Raw genomic sequence first — 26,473 nt, 5'->3', positions numbered from 1 at the left:
TTTATTATGAGGCAAAGGTAATGGTTAATTAGCAAATTAGCAAATTTGTTGGTTGTTAATGATTGATTGGAATAATTTATATCCTATATATTTTTTGAAATTGGGGTGTGTATTTTTATAGAAACAATCCCAATAACTTGTAATTCGGCTTTCTATACGAAGTTTGAAGCGTGGGTTTTTATTGAAGAAGTCTTTTAGTAGGGAGCGAGTGTTATTAGGAAGTTCACGGTGAAGCACTTCTACTATTTCTATGACATAATCACCAAAAAGTTTGGCTATAAAGGGCAAGACAAAATCTTCTTTTACTGCTAATAATTCTCTTAGATAATACTCTCTTAAATGACCATTACTATGACATAAATACAAGCAATTAAGCATTTGTTCTTGAACTAAAGTCAGGTTTTGAGTGTTGAACTCCCCAAAATAGACTCTTTGAGGTAACTCTAAAACTTCCCCATTGAGGCAAACAACTTCCGTTCCTATGGTTTTAAAATTCTTAGGGTCATTTTGCTGTAGAAAATCTGCAATTTTAGTAGCATCTTTGTGTAAATAAGAGGGGAAGGCTTTTTGTATCATTATTTGTCTTATTTTTGTAAAGGAGAGGTATCATAACCCAATGATTGCAAAAAAAGTAAACCGTTTAAAGAAGATGTTTTGTTGCTGCTTGTCCAGCCTTGTGTTTCTGCCCAATCAATAAGTTTGGGGATATATTTAGGTTCATTAAGGTTGATATTATCCTCGGTTTGTGTATTTTTATTCAACAAATTGATATTGCCATTGAGGGGTTGTCCCATAAACTCATCTTCAATGGTAATAAAATCAATACACAAGGGCGTATTTTTCTCTCCACTTAAGAAAATACGCACAGAAAGTAATGAGGTATTATCTCCTTTAGTGTTGTAAGCAGTATTTACACGATATAAATACTCTTGACCTTTATGAACTAATTTGCGTAATTTCTGTTTCATAATTATTTTTATTTAACGCCTTTTTCATCAGCCCATTTGTGATATTTTTTAGCTTCTTGAGAGTGTTGCAAAAAGGTGCGTGAGAACTTGTGATAACCAAAATTTTCGGTATCGGCAGCAAAGAAGAAATAATCGTGTTGTTCGGGGTTGAGTACCGCCTCGATAGACGAAATATCGGGCATTGTGATGAGACCTATAGGCAAACCGTAATTTTGATAGGTATTATAAGGATTTTCCAAACTTGTATGCAGTCCTGTAACGCGTTTGATAACGAGTGTGTAGTCTCCCAGATGGTTTTTGTAACCAAAAATAGCAGTAGGGTCGGCTTGTAGCATCATATTGCTATGCAAGCGGTTGAGGTAAACCCCAGCAATGCGCGGACGCTCATCAACTTTAGCAGTTTCTTTTTGTACGATAGAAGCCAATATACTGACTCCTATAGGTGTAAGGTCTTGCTTTTGGGCTTGAGCTTTGCGTTCAGGCGTCCAAAAACGCTCATACTCTTTGAGCATACGGTCGCGAAATTCTTCTGCCGAGGTATTCCAATAAAACTCATAGGTATTAGGAATGTACATCGCCAATGCAGTAGCATCGGTGAAACCGTTTTCTTTGAGGAAGTTAGGGTTTAAGAAAGCACGCATTAGAGTAGCGCTATCGGGTTCTATTTGAGCAGCAATGCGCCCAGCAAAGTCTTCTAATCGCTCCTGATTGTTGAATTTGAGTTTTACAGGAGTATTGCGATTGCGAAGTGTGCGTACGATATCTATATTGGTAGCCCCTTTTTTGATGATGTATTTACCTGCTTTCACTTTATCGGCATAGCCCATACGTTTGGCTACTTGAGTAAAAGAGGTAGGGTCTTTCAGTAGCGGACTTATCAGGTGTAATACCTCGCTAAAATCAGCTCCTGTAGGGATATATACTATTTCTTCTTGGGTTTGAAAAGCTGTATTGCCTACCAATACAGCGCGATAAATAAAGAAGCCTACTACGGCTACAGCGGCTATAACCGCTCCTATAATCCATTTTTTCATAGTTGTTTTTCTATTTGTCGTTATCTTTTTTATCTATTATTATCTAAAATCACAAATCAAGAGTTGAACCTATTATCAATAAATACCTGTTACATCATTATATTTGTCTAAACATACTTCATCGGCAATTCCATAAAGAATAGTATCACTATCGTTCCCTTTTATACTATAGGGTATTAGCTCAGGATGTTTGAGTATTTTCTCATAATATGTTCTACCTTTGCTCACTACCCAATGTGACACATCTTCCACACCATCTTCAGATTCTTCGATATAATCGGTAAAGGGTTCACATTGCAATTCAGCTGCTAAATCTACAAAAATTTCTTGAAATGCAACGATATTATCCTTGCTAAATTCCATAAGAATAGTTCGCAATAGCTCTCTATCTTCTTTAGCATTAGCTATAATATTCCAAAACCATTGTTCTTTATCTGTATTGTTCATATATTTTCTATTTTGTTGAGGAGAGACTTCAAAAAGTGATGAGTTATCCACCATAGCACCATATATTAGCAGAGCAAGTGTTGTTTGTTCTCACTCAAAGGTTGCAGAGCTTGCCATTGCTCATATAGTTTATTGATTTTTTTCATATCTTGCTAATTGAATAACTCATAGTTTACTCTGCAAGAGCTTTCCTATACGAATCTCGTAAGGCTTTATACCTATTAGGTCTTAAATAAGGGTCTTTAGCATTTTCAAATTCGTTCCAAAGCCAGTTTCTAAACTCAGTAGTAATGCCTTTTTCTTTAAGTTCCTTATAATCTATCCTGCCTAATATCTCACAAGCAGTAGGGTATAGATTATCACAAGCCTCCATTAAATATTTAAAACCTAAGTACACTTGGTCTAAATTATCAGAGGTAACACAAAAATCGGCTAAAGCCATCAGGGCAGGTATATAATCCTGCTCAGCAGCTTTTTTATATAAATCAATAGCTGTTTCTAAATCTTTTTCAAAACCATTAGGTTTGTTTATTAACAGATATTCGGCGTATTTGTACATATCTTTAGGATGATTAGCTTTAAGTATTTTCTTTAACTTTGCAGCTTCTTCTTTATTGGTTTGTGCATAGGATGCTACTCCCACAAAAAACAATAACAATAACAATATACATCTTTTCATTTTCTGTATTTCTATTTTAAAATTTCCATTCTATGATTTTGTCTTCTTTTTCTCGAAATTCCTTTTCTTTAGCAATCTCATTTTGTAAATGTTTAGTATACTGACTGAACATAAAAGCATTATATGTCTCAAAGTTTTCGTTTGTTCGCACAGAGTTCAAAGCTTCGTAATAAGCAGCTTTATCTTCTGCAAATACAATACCCAAAGGCAGACCATACCACTGCTGAATAAAGTTCATCAGCAGGCGTGAGGTTCTGCCATTGCCATCGAGAAAAGGGAGAATGTTCACTAACTCATAATGAGCATAAAATGACAGTGCTAATTGAGTTTCTTCGGTAGTTTGCTCAGGGAGTAGGTCATTTAGTTTTTTTACTAACTGCTCTAACGCAGCTGGTACTTTTTCAAAACTCATAAACGATACTCCTCCTGCGGTTACTCTCACCTTACGCAATTCGCCTTTGCTGGCATCTACAGTACCTAAGGCATTAGTAAGCACTTCTCCTGTAGTTTTCATAACTTTGGCAGCTATTTCCTGAATAAAAGCTACTGATAGAAGTCGTTGTTGTGTAGCTTCTTTTAGTACAAAATTCAATGCCTCATAATGATCTTTGGTTTGATTGGCAAACAATAGAGGCTTACCATTAGGAGTGTTGCCTTCTTCAATCAGTACGCGAGTTTCGTTTAAAGTTAAAGTAGAGCCTTCTATACGGGTAGAGTGACTGGTAATAAGAATCTTGTTGAACTCATTATAATTCAACGAGGATTCTAAACCAAGTGCTCTGTAAGTTTGTATAATTTCTGAAATAGTCATTGGGTTCTATCTTTTAAACAACATATACCCCCATTTTGGAATGAGATAAACCCCTATGAGGCAGGTTACCATTACGGGAGAATAAGAATGGGTGAAATAGCTTACCAAGATATGCCATACTAAGAAGAAAGTCAATCCTGCGAGGTATGAGCTAAGAGCAATTCTTGTAGCTTTTTCGCTCTTTCGACATAAAAAAGCAATGACCGCTACCAAAGTGAGTTGTCCTATAGAAGCTCCTATAAAATATTCAGGGTGTTCATTAGCTAAATGAGCATTCTCAGCAATTCTGGGGAGTTGCAACCATTGGGGTATCTTATCTACAAAGTCAATATACCATTGCCAGAATGAAATACTCTCTTCTACTTGATGCAAAGCGTGTAGTCCCATTATGGGTAACCACAAATGTATGTATCTATTGCTTTCCATATACTTCTGCTTTTAATGCGGTAATATAGTTTTGTTGTATCCGTTTTAAATTCCAAAAGAGAGACGCTATGAGTCTTAAAAAGAAGTTTTTGATATGTATTTTCTCTTGAAAGCAAACTTTAGTACCTCCGTTATACGATTCAAACTTTCCTTCCCATTCTCCATAGAATAGTTTGTGTTGCATTGTAAAGGCATAATACTCATTTTCTTTCTTCTGAATATTCTTAAAAAACGTGTGTCCCCCACCTTTATAATATTCAATAAAACCGTCTTCTAATAACTCAATGTTTTCCACTTCCTTTCGCCACTGAAAGTTCTTATTATCAGTAACAATATTATATACCAATGCTACAGGTGCATCAATCACATCAGTTATTATTGAAATTAGAAAGGGTTTCATTTTTGAAATCTTTTATCTGAAGGCAAAGATACTAAAAAAAAGAAAAACCGAAAACTTTATACTATAAAAGTACCAAATCTTCGGTTTAAAAAATATTATGAATACAAAAATTCTATGATAGGCTTTGTTAAATTTTGAGACTTTGACAAAGTTTTTTGCTATTCTTGACGTGGTTTTTGGTTATTATTGTGTCCTTTAGGGCGGTCGTTGCGAGGTTTACCGTTGTAAGGTTTATCTGATTTTGGGCGGTCAGGGCGCTCTTCGCGTGGTGGACGTGGCAACAAGGCTTTGCGTGATACTCTTGTTTTCTTGGTTTTAGGGTCGATGCCAAGGTATTTCACTTCTATGATATCACCTTCTTTAAGAGCATCTTCTATTTTGTCGATTCTATCCCAAGATACTTCAGAGATGTGGAGCAAAGAGTCTTTACCAGGAACAAACTCTACAAAAGCCCCAAATTCTACCAAGCGCACTACTTTTACAGTGTAAGTTTCTCCTTCTACAGGTTCAAATTTCACTGCGTTTACTGCCTCAATAGCTTCTTGAATACCAGCTTCGTCGGTACCTAAGATTTCTATGATGCCCAATTCGCCCACTTCTTCTACCACAATAGTAGTATTTGTGCGCGCTTGCAAATCTTGAATGTTCTTACCACCCGTACCGATAAATGCTCCGATGTATTCCTTAGGCATATCCATCTTAACAATTTTAGGTGCGTGAGGTTTCACAGTAGGGTTAGGTTTTGCAATCGTATCGGTGATTTTGCCTAAGATGTACATACGTCCTTCGCGGGCTTGGTTCAAAGCTTTTTCGAGTATTTCGTAAGAAAGACCTTTAATTTTGATGTCCATTTGGCAAGCGGTAATACCATCGGCTGTACCGGTTACTTTGAAGTCCATATCACCTAAGTGGTCTTCATCACCTAAGATATCGGAAAGTACTGCATAACGTTCGCCATCGGTGATGAGTCCCATAGCTATACCAGAAACAGGTTTTACCATTTGTACCCCTGCATCCATCAAGGCTAAAGTACCTGCGCACACAGTTGCCATTGAAGATGAACCATTAGATTCCAAAATCTCAGAAACTACACGAACGGTATAAGGGCAATCCTCAGGGATCATACGTTTGAGGGCGCGTTGTGCCAAGTTACCGTGACCTATCTCACGACGTGATGTTCCGCGTAACGGACGAGCTTCACCAGTAGAGAAAGGAGGGAAGTTGTAATGCAAGTAGAAACGTTCTTCACCTTGTTCTGAAGGCAAATCAATTACGTTTGCTTCGCGTGAAGTTCCCAAGGTAACAGTAGTAAGTGATTGGGTTTCACCACGTGTAAAGATAGATGAACCGTGAGCAGATGGCAAGTAGCCTACTTCGCACCAGATAGGACGTATTTGGGTAGTATTACGACCATCTAAACGGATATTTTCGTTTAAGATAAGGTTACGAACAGCTTCTTTTTCAGCATCTCCGAAATAACGAGTGATGATAGGAGTAAGCTCTTCTAATTCCTCTTCAGTAAAGAGCGCCAAACACTCTTCTTTTACTGCGGCGAACTTTTCACCGCGTTCTTGTTTAGTAGTGTTTTCTTTGGCTATAGCATAACATTTATTATAGGCAAAATCGTATACTTTTGCTTTTACTTCTTCGTTTTCTACTTCAGGCTCGTAGGTGCGTTTTTCAGTTTTACCTACTTTTTCAGCCAAACGCAATTGCGCTTCGATATGAGGTTTGATAGCTTCGTGTGCAAATTTGATAGCTTCAGCCATATCTTTTTCGCTAACCTCGTCCATTTCACCTTCTACCATTGCCACAAAGTCTTTAGAAGCACCTACCATAATATCGATGTCAGAAGCTTCTAATTGTTCACGACTTGGGTTTACGATAAATTGACCGTTCACACGACCTACGCGTACTTCGGAAATAGGACCATCGAACGGAATGTCAGACACAGCCAAACAAGCGGAAGCAGCAAGACCTGCTAAAGCATCGGGCATTACATTCTCATCGTGAGAGATAAGCTGGATCATCACTTGTGTTTCAGCGTGATAATCTTTGGGGAATAGCGGGCGCAATACGCGGTCAACTAAGCGCATTGTCAAGATTTCTTGATCGCTAGGGCGTGCTTCGCGTTTGAAGAAGCCCCCAGGGAAACGACCTGCCGCTGCAAACTTCTCACGATAGTCTACTGTAAGAGGTAAAAAGTCAGTTTCAGGATTGATTTCTTTAGCCGATACTACGGTTGCCAATAGCATCGCATTGCCCATTTGCACCACAACAGCGCCGTCGGCTTGTTTAGCCAACTTGCCAGTTTCGATAGAGATGGTACGACCATCGCCTAAATCGATGATTTCTTTTTTAACTTCTGGAATCATTCTTTTTGTGAATTAATAAATTAATAATTGTTGTGTTGAGGGCTTTAGGGATTAACCAATGAAAAACTGCTGTAATAAACAAAAGGAGGCACAAAGCCTCCTTAGTATTGCTTATTTTCTGATGTTTAGTTCTTTGATAATCGCACGGTATCTCTCGATATCGTTATTTTTCAAATAATCGAGCAAACTTCTGCGTTTACCTACCAATTTCACCAATGAACGCTCGGTATTGAAATCTTTGCGATTTACCTTTAAGTGTTCTGTAAGGTGATTGATTCTAAGGGTAAAAAGAGCGATTTGCCCTTCTGCTGAACCAGTGTTGGTTTCTGAACCTGCGTACTTTTTAAAAATTTCCGCTTTTACTTCTTTAGTTAAATACATTCCAATATTAATTTAATGATTATTATGTACAAATTTTTTCGGGCGCAAAGGTAGTAAATATTTTCTAACTACCAAAGAAATAGCACTTATTTTTATTTTTTATTCACTTACATCTTCTAAGTGGACGAGTTCTACGCCTGCTTTTTCGAGGAAAGCTAAGCCCTCGTTGTCGCGATAGCCTTCCTTATACACCACGCGCTTGATACCCGATTGATAGATGAGCTTACTGCACTCTTTGCAAGGTGACATTGTGATATAGAGCGTTGCTCCTTCTGACGATTGGGTAGATGAGGCGACTTTCATTATTGCATTGGCTTCGGCGTGCAATACATACCAATGAGTATTGCCATCCTCATCTTCGCAACAGTTATCAAAACCAGTGGGCGTACCATTGTAACCGTCAGAAATAATCATACGGTCTTTTACCATTATAGCACCTACTTGCTTGCGTTGTGAATAGGAGAGTTTAGCCCATTCCATTGCCATACGCATATAGGCTTTGTCATACCGCAATTGCTTTGCGCGCTGCTGTTTCGTCATCTTGTAATTGTTTTTTAAGGAGGTCGATAGTATCGAATTTCTGTTCTTCACGTAGGTATTGTACAAACTCAATGGTGAGTTTTTGGTCGTAAAGGTCGCCGTTGAAGTCAAAGAAATACACCTCGATAGACGCTCCTTTTCCTTTGATAGTAGGGTTCTTGCCAATGCTCATCATTCCATAGACTTTACGACCGCCAATGTAGCTATACACGGCATATACGCCATCTTTGGGAATGAGTTTGTAGTCTTCGGTTACTTGTATATTAGCAGTAGGGTAGCCTAAGGTGCGCCCCAATTTGAGTCCGTGTACTACCGTGCCTGTGAGGCTGTAAGGAGTCCCGAGGTAATGCTCGGCAGTGGTAACATCGCCTTTATTCAACGCTTCTCTGATTTTGGTGGAGCTCACTGATACTTCATCTACTTCTTGCACCGATATTTCTTCTACAGCAAATCCATACTTTTCACCAAATAAACGCATATCGTCTATATTGGCTGTGCGATTGCGCCCAAAACGGTGGTCGTAACCGATAATCACCTTTTTCACATTGAGGCGTTGTACTAAGATAGTACTTACGAACTCTTCGGCAGTAAGTTGGGCAAAAGCCTCATTAAAAGGTTGCACGACGAGCAAATCGACCCCTAATTGCTGGAGTAGTTGCTTTTTCTCTTCCAAAGTGTGAATGAGTTTTAAGCCTTTGTCGTGTTGCACTACCATTCGCGGATGCGGGAAAAAAGTGAATACAGTAGCCAAAAGCCCTTCTTGGTGTGCGGTTGTTACAACTCTTTCAACAATTTTTTGATGTCCTAAATGCACACCATCAAATGTACCTATGGTGAGCACCGTAGGCTGCTGGGTAGTAAAAGTAGTAATATCGGTTATTTCTCTCACTTGTTGTAGAACTTGTTGTAAATGTCTATATATTTTTCTTTAATCACGCGTCGTTTAAGTTTGAGGGTAGGGGTGAGGTGACCACCATCTATTGTCCATTCATCGGGGGTGAAATCAAAAAGTTTTACTTGTTCCCACTTGCCGAGATGGCTGTTTACTTTTTCGACTTCTTGGGCAATACGATTGTGAACGGCTTGATTTTGTATAATCTCTTCGTTGGTTTTACCTAATTGTACTTTGTGGCGGCGTGCCCATTCTTTTACAAATGGGAAGTTGAGCTGAATAATAGCAGCAGGCATCTTTTCACCTTCGCCTACTACCATTGCATTCTCGATGAAACGAGAGAGTTTCAATTGGTTTTCTATTAGCTGAGGTGATACGTACTTACCGCCTGAAGTTTTAAAGATTTCCTTCTTGCGGTCGGTGATTTTAAGGAAGCCATCAGCGTCAAGCTCGCCTATATCGCCCGTGTGGAAGAATCCATCGGTGATGTTTTCAGCTGTTTGCTCAGGGTCTTTATAGTAGCCTAACATTACGTTTTCTCCTTTCACAAGTATTTCACCGTCTTCGGCAATTTTTACATCTATATTCACAATAGGTTTCCCTACGGTGCCTATTTTCCAGAATCTTCCCGATTCGCGGTTTACTGCAATAACGGGAGCGGTTTCGGTAAGACCATAACCTTCCATAATTTTGAGTCCTGCGGCAGAGAACACCTTAGCCAAACGCGGTGAGAGGGCAGCGCTACCAGAGACAATCATTTGTATGCGTCCACCTAAGGCTTCGCGCCATTTGCTAAAGATGAGTTTGCGTGCAATTTTCAGTTTGAACTCATACCAAGCACCATTAGCGCCATAAGGTTCGTATTGAAAGCCCAAATTGAGTGCCCAAAAGAAGAGTTTGCGTTTAATCCCTTTAAGTTCTGCCCCTTTTGCGAAGATTTTGTCGTAAATCTTCTCTATGAGTCGGGGTACTACTGTAATGATATGCGGTTTTACTTCGCGTAAGTTATCACTGATTTTATCGAGAGATTCGGCAAAATAAACATTTAGGCAATCGTACTGATACAAGTAGGTGAGCATACGTTCAAACACGTGGCACACAGGCAAAAAGCTGAGCGCTGTAGAGCCTTCACTAATAGGCAAACGGTCTTGGCAGTTCAGTATGTTAGAGATGATATTCCAATGAGAGAGCATTACCCCTTTTGGGCGGCTGGTAGTGCCGGAAGTGTAGATGATAGTTGCTAAATCGTCTTTTTGAATACTATCTTTGCGTGTTTCCACTTCAGATTGATTACTCTCATCGGCGCCTAAATCGAGGATTTCTTGCCAATGGTGAGCATAAGGTACTTCGTTGAAGGTAAAGATAGTTTTTAGATGAGGTAATTTATCTTGGATAGAAGAGATTTTTTTCCATAGTTCTTTATCGGAAACAACACAGTATTTACATTCCGAATGGTTGAGGATATACTCAAAATCCTCTAAGTTGATTGTGGGATAGATAGGTACATTCTGTGCGCCTACTTGTAAAATCCCGATGTCGAGCACGTGCCATTCGGTGCGATTAGTGCTTGAAATGACCGCTATTTTATCATTTTTTTCAATGCCTAAGCGCAATAAGCCTCGGCTTACGGTATTCGCTTTTTGGATATATTCGGCAGTAGAGGTTTTTGCCCACTCACCGTTGTATTTGGTAGCAAAAGCGACCTCTAAAGGGTGTTTAGATTGTTGATAATAAGGTATATCGAATAAACGATTTACGGTATTCATTGGTTTAAATTTTTGTTACAGAGGGCAAAAGTAATAAATAATTACGAAATACGAAATACGAATTACGAAAAAAAGGAGATAACTCCACAGGAGGTCTGTAATTGACTCCTTGTTGCAATAAATAACTCAATTGACCTTCTAACCTATTGGTAAACGACTTCCAAGAACGCTGTTGCATTTTTGTCCAACCTACTTCGGAGAGGGCGAGGGCACGCGGATAGGTCATATAAAAAGCTCTAAAAAGGTCTTTTACACTTTCGCCCCATAAGGTAGCTTCTACCCCTAAAATGTATTGTTTTTCTTCTTGTGGAGTGAGAGAAAAAGCGGGGTTAAATTCATATACTTGTTGTAGCGTGAGGGTAGGCATCCAGTCTACATTAGGTAAATCGTCTTTAGCTTGAGGATAATCAAAATAAGCATACTCTCCCGGTGAACATATTACTTTGAAGTTATCTTTTTTAGCGCGTTCTAATACCTGAGGGGTCGTGTGCATCCGCCACAAATACATTACACTATTTTGAGGATAAGTAGGCACTTCGAGTTCCATCCAAATGAGAGGTTGCTTGCCATTTTTTACTAAGAACTCATTTACCCTTTTGAAAAACTCACTCATCAGTTGCTGGTCATTAGTAGTTTGTAATTCTTTCTTAAGCTGTTGCACTTTCGGATTTTCAAGCCATTTATCCAAAGGAGCTTCATCGCCACCTATATGAAAATATTTACAAGGGAATACCTCTGATAACTCGCTGATGACATCATCTATAAAAGTAAAAACTTCTTCTTTGGATACACATAACAAATTCTTAGAAACCCCAGCAGTAGTGCGCACCCCTATAATCGTATCGTTACAACTGAGAAATGGATAGGCAGCCACTGCAGCATCATTATGTCCTGGCACATCAAACTCAGGGATGAGTTGTACATTACGCTCTAAAGCATACCGCACCAAGTCTTTCATTTCTTCTTGGGTATAAAAGCCTTCATTATTGCGCTTGCTTCCTTCAAAATCTGTTCGCTTAGCCCCTATTTCTGTCAGCTTGGGATATTTTTTAATCTCTATGCGCCAGCCTTGGTCGTCGTTCAGATGCAAATGTAAGTAGTTGAATTTGTATTGCGACATCACATCGATATACTTTTTCAAATCCTCTATTTTCCAATAGTGACGCGCGGGGTCTACCATTAGGGCGCGATAAGCAAAACGAGGGGCATCGGTAATGGTGAGACAAGGCAAGGATTCTTTGTATTCTTTTTTTGCCTGAAATATCAATTGTTTAAGCGTTTGTGTTGCATAGTACTTTCCGGCTTCAGCGCTGTACTTAATCGTTATTTTTCGAGGTTGAATAACTAACTGATAACCTTCAGGATTGGCAATAGTAGGTTCTGTTATATAAGTAATGGGGGTATTCACCTTACAACTGCCTTTATAGTAATGCACTTCATTAGGCTGTGGCACTACATTTATTTGTGCTGAAAGAGGAAAAGCTAAAAGCAGTAGTATATAATATAGTTTCATAATAATAGATTTGTTAATTTTCTAATTCTCTAATCCTGTATCTTTACATTTTTAGCACGTTCCAACTTAAAGCGTTCTTTATTCCAATGAAAGGGTTTGAAGTCCTCATTTTTGATAATCTTATTATTGCGATAGATAAGATTTTCTACTGATTTAGCATAAAGAATAGGTTCGTCAAAAGTTTCAAAGAGGTTGTTTTCAATGCGTATATTAGAGTGAAAATATTTTTGTTGTGCCTCTAAATTAGGGATTTCGGGGTAGATAGAGATAATAGCATTCGTAAACTGATAATTGGCAGTAAGTGCATTTATAAAACGATTGTTTTTGATACTCACATTACGACAAGCGCCCGTTTCGTACCAACCATTGCAATCACCACAGAGCAAGATTGCTGCCCCGTGAGTATGATCGAATAGATTGTTACTGCATACTACTTTTTTAGGGGTACTAAAAAGTGCCCCTCGTGCCCGATTGTTGCGCACTATGTTGTTTTTAAAAAGCACTTTAGGCGTACAAGTAAGATTTTCTACCCCACAAGGCGTATCGGGGGTTACCTCAGCAGGTAAAGGCTTATCAAAAGTGATTTCAAATATTTTAGCTCCTACTTCAGTAGGTTTATCAACAGATTTTATTTGGTAAATTTTATAAGTTTTATCACCTATAGTTTCCATTGTTTTAGCAGCGACAAATTGCACTTGGTCACCCACTTCTCCCCAAAGAAATCCCCACGATTGAGGGTGCATATATTGCGCTTTGATAGTATAATCATTCTCACGAGTAATGACTTTCAAGTAAGTGCCGTGTACATTGATAGCATCATCAGCCATACCTTCATACAAACCATTTACTGAGCGTATTTTTCCTTTACAAGCTGAAAAATGGGTAGCATCGGCTTGAGTAGTGAAAAAACGTTCACTCCTCTCCTCTATTGCTACTCGAAACTTATCAAGAGTCATATTTTCAGTGAGTTGAGCCAATAGTCCCATCCCTTGCACATTGTGTACTGTGATATTCTCAAGAGTTATATTTTTGCTTTCGGTTACAAAAATAGCAGGTGTAGGTCGGGAATAAGTGCGCAACACAAAGCGCTCGCCTACTTGTAGAAAAGGCGATTTGCCCATTCCCTCTATATAAAATTCGTTAGGAGCAAGTTCAACTATTTTGGTAGGTGAAAAAGGAACATCAGCACGGCGGTAGGCTAAGTGTTTATCTGGGGAGAAAACCATTCCTCCAAAAGGCATTTCCTGATAATCTTCACCTATGAAGTAGAGTTTTTCATTCTCAATTTTGTAGTTTCCTTGAGGGTAGAGTTGCGCCTTTACACTATTGTGCAAGCTATCTACTTCGGTAATTTGTAACTGTCTGAGGTAAGGTGTTGCAAAATCTATTGAGAAGTTGCGAAGGGTGAGATTGCTACAGTTTTTCACTACAAAAGGCAAAATCGTACCGTGAAACACTAATTTTTGCCCCTTTCCATCAATGACTACATTGTGCAGATTTTCGTAGTAGAACGCCACTTTTTTAGGGTTAGTTTGGTCGTGATTGGAGATGTACAACTCTTTATCAACTGTTTGATTGAGAGTATAATGAGTTGTTGTAGGAAGATAATGTACGCTTTGGCAAGAGCCTAAAAGCAAGGCAGTGAGGGTGATAATAATAGCTGGTTTCATATTTATTGTTTTGTTTTAAATTCTTTCAGCTATCCAATGCGAGATAAAAGCAGGTTTAGAAGCCCCAATTTTTTGAGCATAGTGATAAAGTTCTACTAAATTATGAGCATCGTCTAAATATCTACCTTTGCTCTTAAATCCTTGCATTTCATCGCCCATAAAAGTTTCGGAAAGGAAGTTGATATCGTACTCTTTGATTGTAAACTCACGGTGGTTGCGTTCAGTCATCATATCCAATGCCCACTGAGTGTATTTCACATTGTTCACGTGAGCATTCATATCAAGGTCACTCACACGTACCTTGAATTGATTAACTTGTTGCATATCATCAGGTAACGCAATGCGTTCAGTGCGAAAATTAAGACCTCCATCGGTACGCGGGTGGAAAATTTCTTGTTGTTCAGTAAGTTCTATAGGGCGGCGGGTGGCTATGTCCATTGTAATCCAAGTGCTAGCACATTCGCCTATTTTTTGGTCGTTGTAATAGAGTTCAAACTCGCGGAAAGCATAGACCCCTTGTACTGGTAATGACCAAGTTTTCACAGTGATACGTTCATTCCATTGAGGCCAGTAGTTCATTTTGAGTTTTTGCTGAATTAGTGCCCAGAAGAATCCTTTTTGCACTAATTGTTTGTAACCGAATCCTAAATAAGCAGCGTGCTCGGCAGCGATATCTTGGAGCATTCCTAATAGCCCATATAGTCCTAACTGATTGTTTAAATTCACTTGAGTGCTACGCACTTTATAGGTTTCGGTGAAAATTGTTTTATTGTAGTCCATTGTAATATATTTTTAGGTTTATGATTGCAATAATTTTTCGAGGGTACGCACTACACCTGCGTGATTGTTGTCATATTCGGTTACATAGTTTGCAAGTGCTTTGAGTTCCTCTTGCGCATTGAGCATTGCATAACTATAAGTAGCGCGCTGAATGAGCTCTACATCGTTTAAATGGTCGCCAAATACTACAGTTTCATCAGGAGTGATGTTCAGTTGTGATTGCAAGTGCGCAATAGCATCACCTTTATTCACATCTTTACCCGTGATATCCAGCCATATCTCACCCGATACCACTACATTAAACTCATTAGCATATTTTTTAAGATACTGAAAGGAATTGAGGCGAGAAATACCTCTGTCACAGACGGTTATTTTAAAAATTTCGTCATCGATAGCTACAAAATCGGTTACACGAGTATGAGCAGGATAATGACGAGCAATCTCATCAAAAATCCACTCATCATCGGTTTTTATATAAGCACTCTTCTTGCCGCAAAGGGCTACGCCTATCTGCTGAATTTCGTTACAAGTGCGCAAGATAGGAAAGAAAGAAGTAAAAGCGATAGGTCGCTCAAAAAGCGTTTTTCCCTGATAGATGAGCGATGCGCCATTATCGGGAGCATAGGCAATGCGCTCTTTGATAGGCGCAAAGAGTTCGTGCAAACTCTGCAACTGTCTGCCACTTGCTGCACAAAAAAGAATACCTTTCTGTTCAATAGTTTTGAACACATCCCAAAAACTATTAGGGATTTCCTTTTGGTTATTCACCAAAGTACCATCTATGTCGGAAACAATGAGCTTGATCATATTATAATTTGGTGCGATCCGCACCGGCTGTTTTTCAATTTTCTAATTTGCTAATTTTTGATGTATTGATGTTAAAATAAGAAAAGCTCTCCTTGGAGAAAGGAAAGCTTTCATTGGTTTACTATAAACCCGTGTAAAAATATTTACACAAAACAACACAACTAAATCTTATGAAGCGGTCTGGACGGGACTCGAACCCGCGACCCCATGCGTGACAGGCATGTATTCTAACCAGCTGAACTACCAGACCATTTATCAATAAATTGTGCAATTCATTTCTTCATTGCGGTTGCAAAAGTACAACTATTTTCAATACCTGCAAATTTTTTGGAGACTTTTTTTTATTTTTTTTAAAACTTTTTTCAAATATTACTGATAATGAACGTTTTGTATTATCACATATTTGAGGTGCGACTGGCAGTTTTTAAGTGCAATTCGAGTGCATTGCTATCGGTAAGGCTCGCTACATAGCAGGTAATACCCATCACTTTGTCGTATATCGTCCCCTCTTTGCGGTATTTTTCAGGTAGTTTTTTGAGCAAAAGTTTATCAAATGAGGTTTCTCGTCCATTCTCACGATTGATAATTGCTGTAAAAAAGATGTCTAATAGATGCTGTAAAATCACATAACCCGATACTTCTTTCTCTACTACTTCATCCGATTGATAGATGTGTTCTACACTGCAATCGATTACATCGGTGATTTGGTGACGGTATTTACTATTGTATAATAAGGATTGATGAAAATTGCCAGCGAGGATAGTCTCTTCGTTTTGTAAGAAAATATCGGTAGCATCTTGCACCAATGCTCCGATGGAGACCGCACGTAAATAGGCAATGCGCTCTTCTTTTGTTTGCAACTTGCTGTATTTTTGAGTGTTGATACGATTATCAATAATCGCTCCCAAGTATTCTAAAGCTACTTCTTCGCTGATGAGCCCCAAGTTGATACCATCTTCAAAATCGATAATAGTATAGCAAATATCATCGGCAGCCTCTACCAAGAAAGCCAACGGATGGCGCGCATAACGCAATTCACCAGCTTCACTATTTGATTTGAGTCCTAAAGTATCTGCTACTTCTTTGAAGAAAACTTTATCGCCTTGAAAGAATCCATACTTTTTATCAGCTATTCTATTGGTTGGGCGTATGGGCAATGATTCTTTAGGATATTTAGTAAAAGCTCCCAAGGTAGCATACGTAAGGCGCAAACCACCCTCTACTCCTAAGCGCGTTTCGTTGAGAATCCTAAAACCATTGGCATTCCCCTCGAAATTACACAAATCGGCATACTCGGCATCGGTAAGCAAGTGCTTGATGGCTGTTCCTTTTTTAAACTGAAAGAACTCGCCTATTGCCTTTTCGCCACTATGCCCAAAAGGTGGGTTGCCAATATCGTGAGCTACGGCTGCCGCTGCAATAATAGCCCCAAAATCATTAGTTTGATAGCCTAATTCGCGCAAATGAGGGTATTTGGTGAGCAAATGTTTCCCCACGGCACGCCCTAAACTACGTCCTACTACCGACACCTCTATACTGTGAGTGAGGCGAGTATGCACAAAACCTGTTTTAGAAAGCGGAATTACTTGTGTTTTGTCCTGCAAACTGCGAAAAGCACTTGAAAAGACCACACGATCGTAGTCCATATCAAAGCTGAGACGTGTTTCGTCCTCTTTGAGGCGAGGTCGTGGTGTTGTATCGCCATATTTATTCAACGAAAGTAATTTTTCCCAAATCATATTTTTTTGATTAACGATTGACAATTAAAAAATAATACGTGTAGTGTTCAATCGGCAAAAGTACAAATAATTTGTCAATTAGTTATTTATTAGAAAAATATTCCCTATATTTGCACTTTAATTAAATCAACACTATGAGAAAAATTAACCTCATTCTACTACTTCTTATCTCTTATCTCTTACCTCTTACCTTAACAGCTCAGCAAGGTGGTATGTGGATTCCTTCTCTTCTTGAAGGTATGAATGCCAAGGAAATGAAATCCTTAGGAATGAAAATGTCGGTAAGCGATATTTATAACATCAACAAATCGAGTTTGAAAGATGCTGTGCCCCACTTCAATGGGGGGTGTACTGCTGAAATGATTTCTAATCAGGGACTTCTGCTCACCAATCACCATTGTGGTTACGGACAAATACAAGCACATTCTTCGGTACAAAATGATTATCTCACAGATGGTTTTTGGGCTAAAAACCTATCGGAAGAGTTGCCTAACAAGAATTTAGAAGTTACTTTTATCGTTCGTATTGAAGATGTAACTAAAAAAGTACTTGCCGATACACAAAACCTCAAAGATGAAACTCTTCGCAATGCCCAAATTGAACGCAATATAGCCTCTTTGGTACAAAACTCACCTAAAGAAAGTTGGCAAGAAAACCGCATTCGTGCATTCTATGAGGGTAACCAATATATCCTTTTTGTAGTTGAAACCTTTAAAGATGTACGTTTGGTAGGCGCTCCCCCTTCAGCTATTGGCAAATTCGGTTCAGATACCGATAATTGGGTGTGGCCTCGCCATACGGGTGATTTTTCTCTCTTCCGTGTCTACGCTGATAAGAACAATCGTCCTGCCGAGTACTCCAAAGACAATGTGCCCTATCGCCCTAAATACTTCTTCCCTATCTCGCTCAAAGGTGTGAAAGCAGGTGATTTTACAATGGTTTTTGGTTATCCTGGTCGCACTGAAGAATACCTCCCAGCAGTTGCTGTGGAGCAAATTGTAAATGTACTCAACCCTGCTAAAATAGGCATTCGCGATGTGGTACTTAAAACACAAGACGCATTTATGCGCTCCAATTCCGAAATTAAAATAAAATATGCCTCTAAATATGCCAGTGTTGCTAACTATTGGAAAAAATGGATAGGCGAAACTCAAGGTTTGAAAAAATCGAACGCTGTAGCTATCAAACGCGCTCAAGAACAAAAATTCATAAAAGAAGTTGAAAAACGCGGTAAAACTGCTGAATATGGACATATTCTACCTCAATTTGCTGAAAAATACGCTCAAATTCAAGATTACGCTTTAGCAGCCGACCTATACTCGGAACTCGCTATGCGCAATATCGATCTGATTGCCAATGGTTACAAAATACTCCAACTTCGCAATGCACTACGCGAAAAAGGCACTCAATCGTTCGCTAATTGCAAGAAAAACCTTTTAAACAACTTTGAAACTGTATTTAAAAACTACGACCTCAATGTAGATAAAGCTGTGTTTGAACAAGCGATTAACTACTACGCTAAAACAATGCCTAAAGCCTTGCTATCTCCTAATCTTCAGCAATTTGACGCACACTCTTTGGCTGATAAACTCTACAAAGAATCGTTTTTAGCCTCTAAAGCCGAAATGGACAAAGTGCTCAATCTTTCTGACGACGCTTTTGAAAAACGCCTCAAAAACGATGTGGGAGTGCAGTTTGTAGAGCAAATCATCTCTCATTTCTACGAAACTGTAATACCTACTTATCAAAACTTAGATGATGAAATTACAGCTCTACAACGCACCTATATGAAAGCTATTTTAGAGTTTTCTAAACCTCAAGACCGCATCTTCCCCGATGCTAATAGCACCTTGCGTGTTACTTATGGCAAGGTAGCGGGCTATTCACCTTTAGATGCTGTAACTTATGATTATATGACCTATTTAGATGGAGTAATGGAAAAATATGTACCGAACGATTACGAGTTTGATGTACCTGCTAAATTGCGTGAACTCTACGAGAAAAAAGATTATGGCATTTATGGCGTTAATGGCAAAATGCCCGTGTGCTTTATAGCGACCAATCACACCACAGGAGGAAACTCAGGAAGTCCTGCTATTGATGCGCAAGGCAACCTCATTGGTCTTAATTTCGACCGCGTATGGGAGGGCACAATGAGTGATATTCACTACGATCCTAAAATATGTCGCAACATAATGGTAGATATACGCTATGTGCTTTTCATTATAGATAAATACGCTGGAGCAGGATATCTGTTAAACGAAATGAAACTGGTGAAATAATGACGAGTTACGAGTTACGAATGACGAGTTACGAATGACGAATGACGAATTACAAATAACAACTAATGAAACACTTTATCATATTCTTTTTGGTATTATTATCTACTGGTTGTAACCTCTTTCAAGGGCAACAGCCGGCAGGGGAAAGTGCTATAGTAGAGGAAAAGCAACAACAAGAAGAAGTGTTTGTGCCAGTGCAGAAGGAGTTGTATGTGATAAATCCTAAAACTATGCAATATACAGAACCTGATATTCATAGTGAACCTAAAGACAGATTAAACTCTTTTGGGGATCTCCTTGAGATAGAAGCAGAATCAGAGCATTTCTATAAGATAAAAAGCAATAGGAATTGGTATCTTCGCAAGGAAGATATGGGAAACTATGAGGATATCCGTTTTAAGGAAGGCTTAGAAGATGTTTATTTAATAGGTAAGAAGCAAGAAGATGGCACTATAGAAGAAGAAAAAGGGATTACTCTTTCCAAATATTTTACGATTGATTTGATTTCTTACGAAGAATATCAAAAAGCAAAGAAAAATGGATACTTCCCTTTGGTGAAGGATACTTTTTCTATTAAGAAGGAAAAGTGGATTCTAACACTACCTTGTAGAGATACTCTTGTTGAGTTTAAGGATTCAGCACTAAAACCAGAGGCAGATAGGGAAGAATATGAATATTTGGGTGATATGAAGCCTATACACCAATACCTTATAGCAGGGACTTATGACGAAACGTGGGATAAATTTTTTATAGACAAAAGAACAGGTCATAAAACAGAAATAGATAGTTATCCTTACCTTTCGCCCAATGGAAAGTATATCATTACTCTTGGGGAGACAGAAATGGGAGGTCCTACAGCTATTGCGCTATATAAAGTTCTCAGTAAAGAACCTTTTAAAATTGAGCTTGTGGCAGTAGCAGGAATTCGCTATTGGGTAGCATACGAGAATGATAAAAAACGACCTACTTTCTTTAGCAAAGACGGGTGTTTGTATGTGGCAATGGATCTCTCTGGTAGTTATCAATACGATAAGCCAGATAAATCTTGTAAGTATGTAAGAATTAAGATCAAACAATAGTTATTATGGCAAGATTATTACTTTACTTTTTAGGGATTTTATGGGTAGGAAATGTTTACAGTCAGCACAATTGTGTTACTTTTCTAGATGGGGAGCAAATTTGCTTTGATGAGAAGATACCTACTGAAGAAATTGAAAAAATAACCTATGAGCGTAAGTTATTTAAAGCCTCAATAAAAGAAGACTGCTTTAAGGGGAGCCAGTTTTTTATAAATGAGCATATAGCCAAGTATCTTGATAAGGAAATGAAGCGCAAAGTATATGACCGCTATTGTTGTGACCCTAATGCTGATGATTTTTTCCTATATCGTGAATATACGGCTTTTGAGTTCAAACAAGGAGACCATACTTTTGTAGCAGACATTCTGGGAGATAATCTTATAAAAGAGTGTTGTAAAGGTTGTAAGGATTATGTAATGACGGCTATAATCTTTACTTTTTATACAAAAAGTGGAACTTATAAAGAGATATTAGTAGAAAAAGGAACTAAAAAATATATAAAGAAATGAGAATCTTACTACTATATGTATCAATCTTATTGTTTGCAGGCTGTAACCTCTTTCAAGGGCAACAGCCGGCAGAGGAAAGTGCTATAGTAGAGGAAAAGCAGGTAGAAACGTTTGTGCCAGTGCAGAAGGAGTTGTATGTGATAAATCCTAAAACTGAACTTTATTCTGCCCCTGATACAACTGCTAAACTCAACTTAAAGTGTGAGTTAGGAGAGCTTGTAGAATTAGAAGCTGAGTCAAAGCATTTCTATAAGATAAAATCACCTACGGATTGTTATTTACTGAAAGAAAATATGGGTACATATAACGAAATCCCACTTACAAAAGAGATTTTAGAAGCAGTTGAGGAGTTAGAAGAAGGTGAAAATGAATTTGATATATCTAAAGAAGGAAAAAATCTATCTGATTATTTTACTATTTCACTCATACCAAAGCAAGAGTACCAAAAAGAATTGAAAAATAGAGTAGATTTCAGAACTCCAATAAAAAATTTCACCTACAAAGAGGGGGTGCTTTACATCAATCATCAAGCTTATGAAGTAGAGAAAGAAGATATAGAATGGAGTAATTGTGAAAAAGTATGGTGGATAGCACCTTTACAACGTTATCTTGCCTACATAACATACCAAGGAGATGTAGCATATGGATTTTTTATTTTGATAGAGAAAGATACTAAAGAAACAATGAAATTAGGGCAAGAGCCTTTTCTTTCTCCTGATTTCAAGTATTTATTTTGTACAACGAACCCCACATATATGAATTACACAAAAATATCTTTGTACAATGTCCAAAAAGATAGTATTCCCCTTATTGAAATGGTAGCTCAAACAGAAATTAATTATTGGATGCCTTATCACACAAAAGAAACACCTTTGTTTTTTAGCAGTAATGGAAATATTTACGCTTCTTTTAATGTTGAAGGGCTTTTTTGGAAAGGAAAGAAAGATGTTAAACTTAATGACCAACGAAAGTATATCAAGATAGGAATTAGAAATCAGTAAATAGCATTATAACTAATCTATGAAATACTTTATCTTTTTTATTTTAATACTATTATTAGCTGGCTGTAACCTTTTTCAAAGGCAACAGCTGGCAGAGGAAAGTGTTGCAGTAGAGGAAAAACAACAACAAGAAGAAGTGTTTGTGCCAGTGCAGAAGGAGTTGTATGTCATTGATAAGGAAGAACGGGAAGATTATTATCTTTTCGGCGAGAAAATAAAAATAAGTGCAGAAGGAAATGAGTTTTACAAAACTGACAGAGGAGATTATATAAAAAAGAAAGATGTAGGTGATTGGAATACTCTGAAAACTAAAATCACAAGGGATGATCTTACAAAAAACGTAGATATTAACGGAAATTCTAACGATCGTATCACTAAATACCTGAGTATAGATCAAATTTCTTATGAAGAATATCAAGAAGCTCTTAGAAATAAGATAGATTTCCTCATAGAAGACACCCTTGCAATTGTAAAGAAGAATGGCAAACTTACCTTCCCTTGTGAGCATAAAACAGTTTATCTAAAAGACCAGCCTAATAGTGTTGAAAATCCTCTTTCTACAACCTATGCTTATGTAGGGAATGTTCCTGTTCTCAATCAATATTTAGTTTTTGAAGATTCTGAAGATTTTTATGCTTATATTTTTATAGATAAAACCACTGGTAAGCAAACTGATTTTGAGCGTTTTCCATTTCTCTCTCCCGATAAGAAGTATATCATTACAATAGGGAGAGCTTATGAAGATTTAGTGGGAATAATTTCTTTGTATCGCATAAAAAGCATAAAACCATTTGTGATTGAAACTTTAGTAAATGAAGACATAAAATGGTGGGCAACCTATGATTTTGATAAAGAACCCATCTTTTTTAGTAAAAATGGTTTCTTATACGCCCCGATGAATGTTATCCCAAACTTTTTTGACGAGCATAAAAATCCTAACAAACAGCGAATGTATATCAAGATAGGAATTAGAAATTAGAAATTAGTAAATAGCATTATAACTAATCTATGAAATACTTTATCTCTTTTATTTTAACACTATTGTTTGCTGGCTGTAATCTCTTTCAAGGGAAACAACCAGCAGGGGAAAGTGTTGCTCCTACTGAAGAACCTCAAATACAAACAGAAAATTCTGCTAAAGAGGATAAACCTACAGAAAAGGAGCTTTTAGAAACAATGGGAGACACTTCTGACACTAAGGATTTTGGGAAATATTTTACTATAGCAAAGATTTCAAAGCAGGAATACCTACAAGCATTGAAACATCGCTATTATTTCCTCACTAACGACAATTTAAGAATTGAAAAACAAAATGGAGTGATTGAGCTTCCTTGTAAAAATAAAACTGTTACATTTGAAGATACAGAGCAATCTGAAAATGATGGAGATGCTGAAATATACGATTATTTAGGTGAAATACCTGATTTAAATCAATATGTAGTGAGATATACGGTTTATAGAGCTCAAGAAATTCTTTTTATTGATAAACAAACAGGTAATCAGACTAAAATGGAAGGCGAACCGCTCTTATCACCTGATAGAAACTATGTAATAGGGACATATAGTGATGTTTTGGGAACATTTTTAATGTTTTATAAAGTAAAACAAGCGAAATCATTCACTTTAAAAGAACTTATTACTGTTAGCCCTCAATATTGGACAATTGATTACAGTGAAAAAGAAGCAATATTCTTTAGCAAAAACAACTATCTGTATATATCTATAACATTTAAAGAAAATTACAATCAACGAGAATATATTAAAATAGGTATTAGGAGTTAGAAGTTAGAAATTAGTATCATACTTATCTCTTACCTCTTACTTCTTACCTCTTAACTAAAAAAACTATGGAATTAAACAAACTCATTGACCACACGCTTCTGAAAGCTACAGCTACCATTAGCGAGATTGAAACTCTTTGTAAAGAGGCTGTGGAGTACGATTTTTATTCGGTATGTGTGAATAGTGGCTATGTAGCAACCGCTAAAAAATTCTTAACAGGTACTGATATCAAGGTATGTAGCGTAGTAGGCTTCCCCTTAGGAGCAATGTCGGCTAAAGCCAAATATTTTGAAACAGGTGAAGCCCTTGCCGATGGTGCTGATGAAATTGATATGGTGCTGAATGTAGGTTGGCTCAAATCAGGGAAAACCAATCAAGTATTGGACGAAATTATCGCTCTTAAACGCTGTACAGGTGAAAACCGTGTGCTGAAAGTCATCCTCGAAACTTGTTACCTTACTGATGAAGAAAAACGCTTGGCTTGCCGTTTAGCCCTTGATGCTAAAGCCGATTTTGTAAAAACTTCTACAGGCTTTGGTACGGGGGGCGCAACACTCGCCGATGTAAAACTGATGAAAGAATGTGTGCAACATAAGGCTAAAGTGAAAGCATCTGGAGGTATACGCGACTATGAAACAGCTATGCAATACGTAAACCTTGGCGTAGAACGCATAGGTACTTCTAACGGAATTGCTATCTTAAAAGGAGAGAAAGGAAGCGGCTACTAATGAAGATTATCAGTTACAATGTAAACGGCATAAGGGCAGCCCTTACTAAAGGCTTTGCCGATTGGCTGAAAAGTGCTAACCCTGATGTATTATGTCTGCAAGAGATAAAAGCCTTTGAAGACCAGATACCTACAGAAGTATTTACTGAATTAGGGTATACTTATCAATATTACCATAGTGCTGAAAAGAAAGGTTATAGTGGTGTGGCTATTCTCTCTAAAATCGCTCCCAAACACGTGGAAATAGGCACAGGAATTGATTATATGGACAAGGAAGGACGAGTACTTCGTGCTGATTTTGAGACACTCTCAGTAATGAGTCTCTATTTGCCCTCAGGTACGAACCCCGATCGTTTGGATTTCAAACTCACTTTTATGGCTGACTTTCAAAAGTATATTAATAAGCTCAAACAAACAGTGCCTAACCTCGTTATCTGTGGTGATTACAACATCTGTCACGAGGCAATCGATATACACGATCCCGTGCGCAATGCTACTGTATCAGGCTTCTTGCCCGTAGAGCGCGAGTGGTTAGACAAGTTTATGAAGAGTGGTTTTATTGATAGTTTCCGTTATTTCCACAAAGAGTCACATCAGTACTCGTGGTGGAGCTATCGCGCTAATGCTCGCAACAACAACAAAGGTTGGCGGATTGACTATCACTTAGTATCTGCCCCTTTAGAAAACCGAATGGAACGTGCACTTATCCTTCCTGAGGCAAAACACAGCGACCATTGCCCTATTGTATTAGAGATTAGGAGTTAGAAGTCAAGGGATAGGTGTTAGAGAGATAAAAAAAAGCTGTTGAACAAGTTGTAATGTTCAACAGCTTTTTTATTGTCTGCCACGCTGTGGCTACCATCTTATAATAGCACTTGCCCAAGTGAAACCACTACCAAAAGCAGCAAGTACTACGAGGTCGCCGTCCTTGATTTTGCCTTGTTGAACTGCTTCAGTAAGAGCAATAGGCACAGAAGCGGCGGTAGTGTTACCATATTTCATTATATTGTTGAACACCTGTTCATCAGTGAGTTTGAATTGGTGTTGTACAAACTGTGAGATACGCAAATTAGCTTGGTGAGGAATCAGCATATTGATATCTTCGCGAGAAAGTCCGTTAGCTTTTAATCCTTCTTCAATCACTTCGGCAAAGCGCACTACAGCATTTTTAAATACAAACTGACCGTTCATATTAGGATAATAACTCACATCATCAGGGTCGTTTTCAGCCAATATTTGAGGCACCCATTTGGTACCTACCCCAGGTGCTATCATTGCCAATTGCTCGGCGTGCTCACCTTGACTGTGCAAGTGAGTAGAGAGAATACCGCGTTCGGGGTCATCGGAACGAGAAACGATAGCAGCCCCAGCACCATCGCCAAAGAGCACTGCCATATTGCGACCACGAGTACTCATATCCAGCGCAGGCGATTGGGTTTCAGCACCTATCACAAGGATATTTTTGTACATCCCCGTTTTGATATACTGGTCGGCTACAGAGAGCGCGTAAAGAAAGCCCGAACATTGGTTGCGAATATCAAGAGCCCCTACGTTAGGCAAGCCCAATTCTTTCTGTACCAATACCCCACAACCAGGGAAATAAAAGTCGGGACTGAGAGTTGCAAATACAATAAAGTCTATTTCTTCTTTATTGATTTTAGCAACTTCAATAGCTTTTAAGCTCGCTTTTACCCCCATTGAGGTAGTGGTATCACTGCCTTTTAGGGCGTGACGACGCTCTTTGATACCAGTGCGCTCTTGAATCCATTCATCGCTGGTATCCATTAGTTTGGATAAGTCGTCGTTAGTAACTACATTGTCAGGGACATAAAATCCTAATCCCTTAATTCTTGATGTATACATAT

At 38.2% G+C, this 26,473-nt stretch carries 27 protein-coding genes and 1 tRNA gene; 8 read left to right on the top strand and 20 right to left on the bottom strand.

All coding sequences use genetic code 11. The features are described 5' to 3' along the window. Nucleotides 1–36 precede the first annotated feature (36 nt). The 19 genes from I7X29_RS09800 to dgt form a co-directional block, all read right to left on the bottom strand. Nucleotides 37–576 (bottom strand): hypothetical protein, encoded by a 540-nt coding sequence (locus I7X29_RS09800; protein WP_198474387.1) that lies wholly within the window; start codon nucleotides 574–576, stop codon nucleotides 37–39. 8 nt (nucleotides 577–584) lie between these two features. Continuing rightward, on the bottom strand, nucleotides 585–968 hold the full coding sequence (locus tag I7X29_RS09795) for a hypothetical protein (protein WP_198474385.1): 384 nt from the start codon (nucleotides 966–968) through the stop codon (nucleotides 585–587). A gap of 8 nt (nucleotides 969–976) precedes the next feature. Continuing rightward, a complete protein-coding gene (gene mltG / locus I7X29_RS09790) occupies nucleotides 977–2,002 on the bottom strand; it encodes an endolytic transglycosylase MltG (RefSeq protein ID WP_198474382.1) in 1,026 nt (341 codons plus the stop codon). Nucleotides 2,003–2,077: 75 nt separating this feature from the next. Then, nucleotides 2,078–2,449 (bottom strand): DUF4240 domain-containing protein, encoded by a 372-nt coding sequence (locus tag I7X29_RS09785; protein WP_088595329.1) that lies wholly within the window; start codon nucleotides 2,447–2,449, stop codon nucleotides 2,078–2,080. Nucleotides 2,450–2,621: 172 nt separating this feature from the next. Beyond that, nucleotides 2,622–3,128, bottom strand: coding sequence for a sel1 repeat family protein (locus tag I7X29_RS09780; RefSeq protein WP_198467075.1), 507 nt, complete (start codon nucleotides 3,126–3,128; stop codon nucleotides 2,622–2,624). A gap of 16 nt (nucleotides 3,129–3,144) precedes the next feature. Then, a complete protein-coding gene (locus I7X29_RS09775) occupies nucleotides 3,145–3,939 on the bottom strand; it encodes a Fic family protein (RefSeq protein WP_198474380.1) in 795 nt (264 codons plus the stop codon). Between the two features lie 6 nt (nucleotides 3,940–3,945). Then, on the bottom strand, nucleotides 3,946–4,365 hold the full coding sequence (locus I7X29_RS09770) for an HXXEE domain-containing protein (RefSeq protein ID WP_198474378.1): 420 nt from the start codon (nucleotides 4,363–4,365) through the stop codon (nucleotides 3,946–3,948). Then, nucleotides 4,352–4,765, bottom strand: coding sequence for an SRPBCC family protein (locus I7X29_RS09765; protein ID WP_198474376.1), 414 nt, complete (start codon nucleotides 4,763–4,765; stop codon nucleotides 4,352–4,354). Before I7X29_RS09765 ends, I7X29_RS09770 begins: the two co-directional genes overlap by 14 nt. 158 nt (nucleotides 4,766–4,923) lie before the next feature. Further along, a complete protein-coding gene (locus I7X29_RS09760) occupies nucleotides 4,924–7,140 on the bottom strand; it encodes a polyribonucleotide nucleotidyltransferase (RefSeq protein ID WP_198474374.1) in 2,217 nt (738 codons plus the stop codon). A gap of 111 nt (nucleotides 7,141–7,251) precedes the next feature. Further along, nucleotides 7,252–7,521 (bottom strand): 30S ribosomal protein S15, encoded by a 270-nt coding sequence (gene rpsO, locus I7X29_RS09755; protein ID WP_002677173.1) that lies wholly within the window; start codon nucleotides 7,519–7,521, stop codon nucleotides 7,252–7,254. 99 nt (nucleotides 7,522–7,620) lie between these two features. After that, nucleotides 7,621–8,061: a deoxycytidylate deaminase gene (locus tag I7X29_RS09750; protein ID WP_198474372.1), complete on the bottom strand. Its 441-nt coding sequence runs from the start codon at nucleotides 8,059–8,061 to the stop codon at nucleotides 7,621–7,623. Further along, complete coding sequence (locus I7X29_RS09745; protein ID WP_198474370.1) at nucleotides 8,024–8,950, bottom strand: bifunctional riboflavin kinase/FAD synthetase; 927 nt, start codon at nucleotides 8,948–8,950, stop codon at nucleotides 8,024–8,026. The genes I7X29_RS09750 and I7X29_RS09745 overlap by 38 nt, the downstream gene beginning before the upstream one ends. Further along, nucleotides 8,947–10,719, bottom strand: a complete 1,773-nt coding sequence (locus tag I7X29_RS09740) for an AMP-dependent synthetase/ligase (protein WP_198474368.1) — start codon at nucleotides 10,717–10,719, stop codon at nucleotides 8,947–8,949. The genes I7X29_RS09745 and I7X29_RS09740 overlap by 4 nt, the downstream gene beginning before the upstream one ends. A gap of 4 nt (nucleotides 10,720–10,723) precedes the next feature. Further along, nucleotides 10,724–12,235, bottom strand: coding sequence for a beta-N-acetylhexosaminidase (locus I7X29_RS09735; RefSeq protein WP_317191532.1), 1,512 nt, complete (start codon nucleotides 12,233–12,235; stop codon nucleotides 10,724–10,726). Between the two features lie 26 nt (nucleotides 12,236–12,261). After that, the gene (locus I7X29_RS09730) at nucleotides 12,262–13,902 is read right to left on the bottom strand and encodes a right-handed parallel beta-helix repeat-containing protein (RefSeq protein ID WP_198474364.1); all 1,641 of its coding nucleotides are present in this window, start codon (nucleotides 13,900–13,902) and stop codon (nucleotides 12,262–12,264) included. 15 nt (nucleotides 13,903–13,917) lie between these two features. Further along, nucleotides 13,918–14,682 (bottom strand): acyl-[acyl-carrier-protein] thioesterase, encoded by a 765-nt coding sequence (locus I7X29_RS09725; RefSeq protein ID WP_198474362.1) that lies wholly within the window; start codon nucleotides 14,680–14,682, stop codon nucleotides 13,918–13,920. An 18-nt stretch (nucleotides 14,683–14,700) separates the two neighbouring features. Continuing rightward, nucleotides 14,701–15,489, bottom strand: coding sequence for an HAD family hydrolase (locus I7X29_RS09720; RefSeq protein WP_198474360.1), 789 nt, complete (start codon nucleotides 15,487–15,489; stop codon nucleotides 14,701–14,703). A gap of 176 nt (nucleotides 15,490–15,665) precedes the next feature. Next, nucleotides 15,666–15,739: transfer RNA gene (locus I7X29_RS09715), tRNA-Asp, on the bottom strand. A gap of 145 nt (nucleotides 15,740–15,884) precedes the next feature. Further along, nucleotides 15,885–17,228, bottom strand: a complete 1,344-nt coding sequence (gene dgt / locus I7X29_RS09710) for a dGTP triphosphohydrolase (RefSeq protein WP_198474358.1) — start codon at nucleotides 17,226–17,228, stop codon at nucleotides 15,885–15,887. A 134-nt stretch (nucleotides 17,229–17,362) separates the two neighbouring features. Here dgt and I7X29_RS09705 point away from each other — a divergent pair, with 134 nt between their 5' ends. The 8 genes from I7X29_RS09705 (at nucleotide 17,363) to I7X29_RS09670 (ending at nucleotide 25,373) form a co-directional block, all read left to right on the top strand. Further along, complete coding sequence (locus I7X29_RS09705; protein WP_198474356.1) at nucleotides 17,363–19,510, top strand: S46 family peptidase; 2,148 nt, start codon at nucleotides 17,363–17,365, stop codon at nucleotides 19,508–19,510. 65 nt (nucleotides 19,511–19,575) lie between these two features. Beyond that, nucleotides 19,576–20,589: a hypothetical protein gene (locus I7X29_RS09700; RefSeq protein WP_198474354.1), complete on the top strand. Its 1,014-nt coding sequence runs from the start codon at nucleotides 19,576–19,578 to the stop codon at nucleotides 20,587–20,589. Nucleotides 20,590–20,594: 5 nt separating this feature from the next. Then, nucleotides 20,595–21,098: a hypothetical protein gene (locus I7X29_RS09695; protein ID WP_198474352.1), complete on the top strand. Its 504-nt coding sequence runs from the start codon at nucleotides 20,595–20,597 to the stop codon at nucleotides 21,096–21,098. After that, the gene (locus I7X29_RS09690) at nucleotides 21,095–22,099 is read left to right on the top strand and encodes a hypothetical protein (RefSeq protein ID WP_198474350.1); all 1,005 of its coding nucleotides are present in this window, start codon (nucleotides 21,095–21,097) and stop codon (nucleotides 22,097–22,099) included. Before I7X29_RS09695 ends, I7X29_RS09690 begins: the two co-directional genes overlap by 4 nt. A 19-nt stretch (nucleotides 22,100–22,118) precedes the next feature. Next, nucleotides 22,119–23,078 carry a hypothetical protein gene (locus tag I7X29_RS09685; RefSeq protein ID WP_198474348.1) on the top strand — a complete coding sequence of 320 codons (960 nt, stop codon included), beginning with the start codon at nucleotides 22,119–22,121 and terminating at the stop codon, nucleotides 23,076–23,078. Between the two features lie 29 nt (nucleotides 23,079–23,107). Next, nucleotides 23,108–23,881 (top strand): YdgH/BhsA/McbA family protein, encoded by a 774-nt coding sequence (locus tag I7X29_RS09680; RefSeq protein ID WP_198467486.1) that lies wholly within the window; start codon nucleotides 23,108–23,110, stop codon nucleotides 23,879–23,881. A gap of 65 nt (nucleotides 23,882–23,946) precedes the next feature. Then, nucleotides 23,947–24,609 (top strand): deoxyribose-phosphate aldolase, encoded by a 663-nt coding sequence (gene deoC / locus I7X29_RS09675; RefSeq protein WP_198474346.1) that lies wholly within the window; start codon nucleotides 23,947–23,949, stop codon nucleotides 24,607–24,609. Continuing rightward, a complete protein-coding gene (locus I7X29_RS09670) occupies nucleotides 24,609–25,373 on the top strand; it encodes an exodeoxyribonuclease III (RefSeq protein ID WP_198474344.1) in 765 nt (254 codons plus the stop codon). Before deoC ends, I7X29_RS09670 begins: the two co-directional genes overlap by 1 nt. 90 nt (nucleotides 25,374–25,463) lie before the next feature. Here the strand turns inward: I7X29_RS09670 and I7X29_RS09665 are convergent, their stop codons facing one another. After that, nucleotides 25,464–26,471, bottom strand: a complete 1,008-nt coding sequence (locus tag I7X29_RS09665) for a beta-ketoacyl-ACP synthase III (RefSeq protein ID WP_198474342.1) — start codon at nucleotides 26,469–26,471, stop codon at nucleotides 25,464–25,466. Nucleotides 26,472–26,473 lie beyond the last annotated feature (2 nt).

The sequence above is a fragment of the Capnocytophaga periodontitidis genome, from assembly GCF_016126015.1.
Classification (GTDB): domain Bacteria; phylum Bacteroidota; class Bacteroidia; order Flavobacteriales; family Flavobacteriaceae; genus Capnocytophaga; species Capnocytophaga periodontitidis.
Note: the sequence above shows the minus strand (reverse complement) of the source record. Positions and strands in the feature narration are given on the sequence as shown.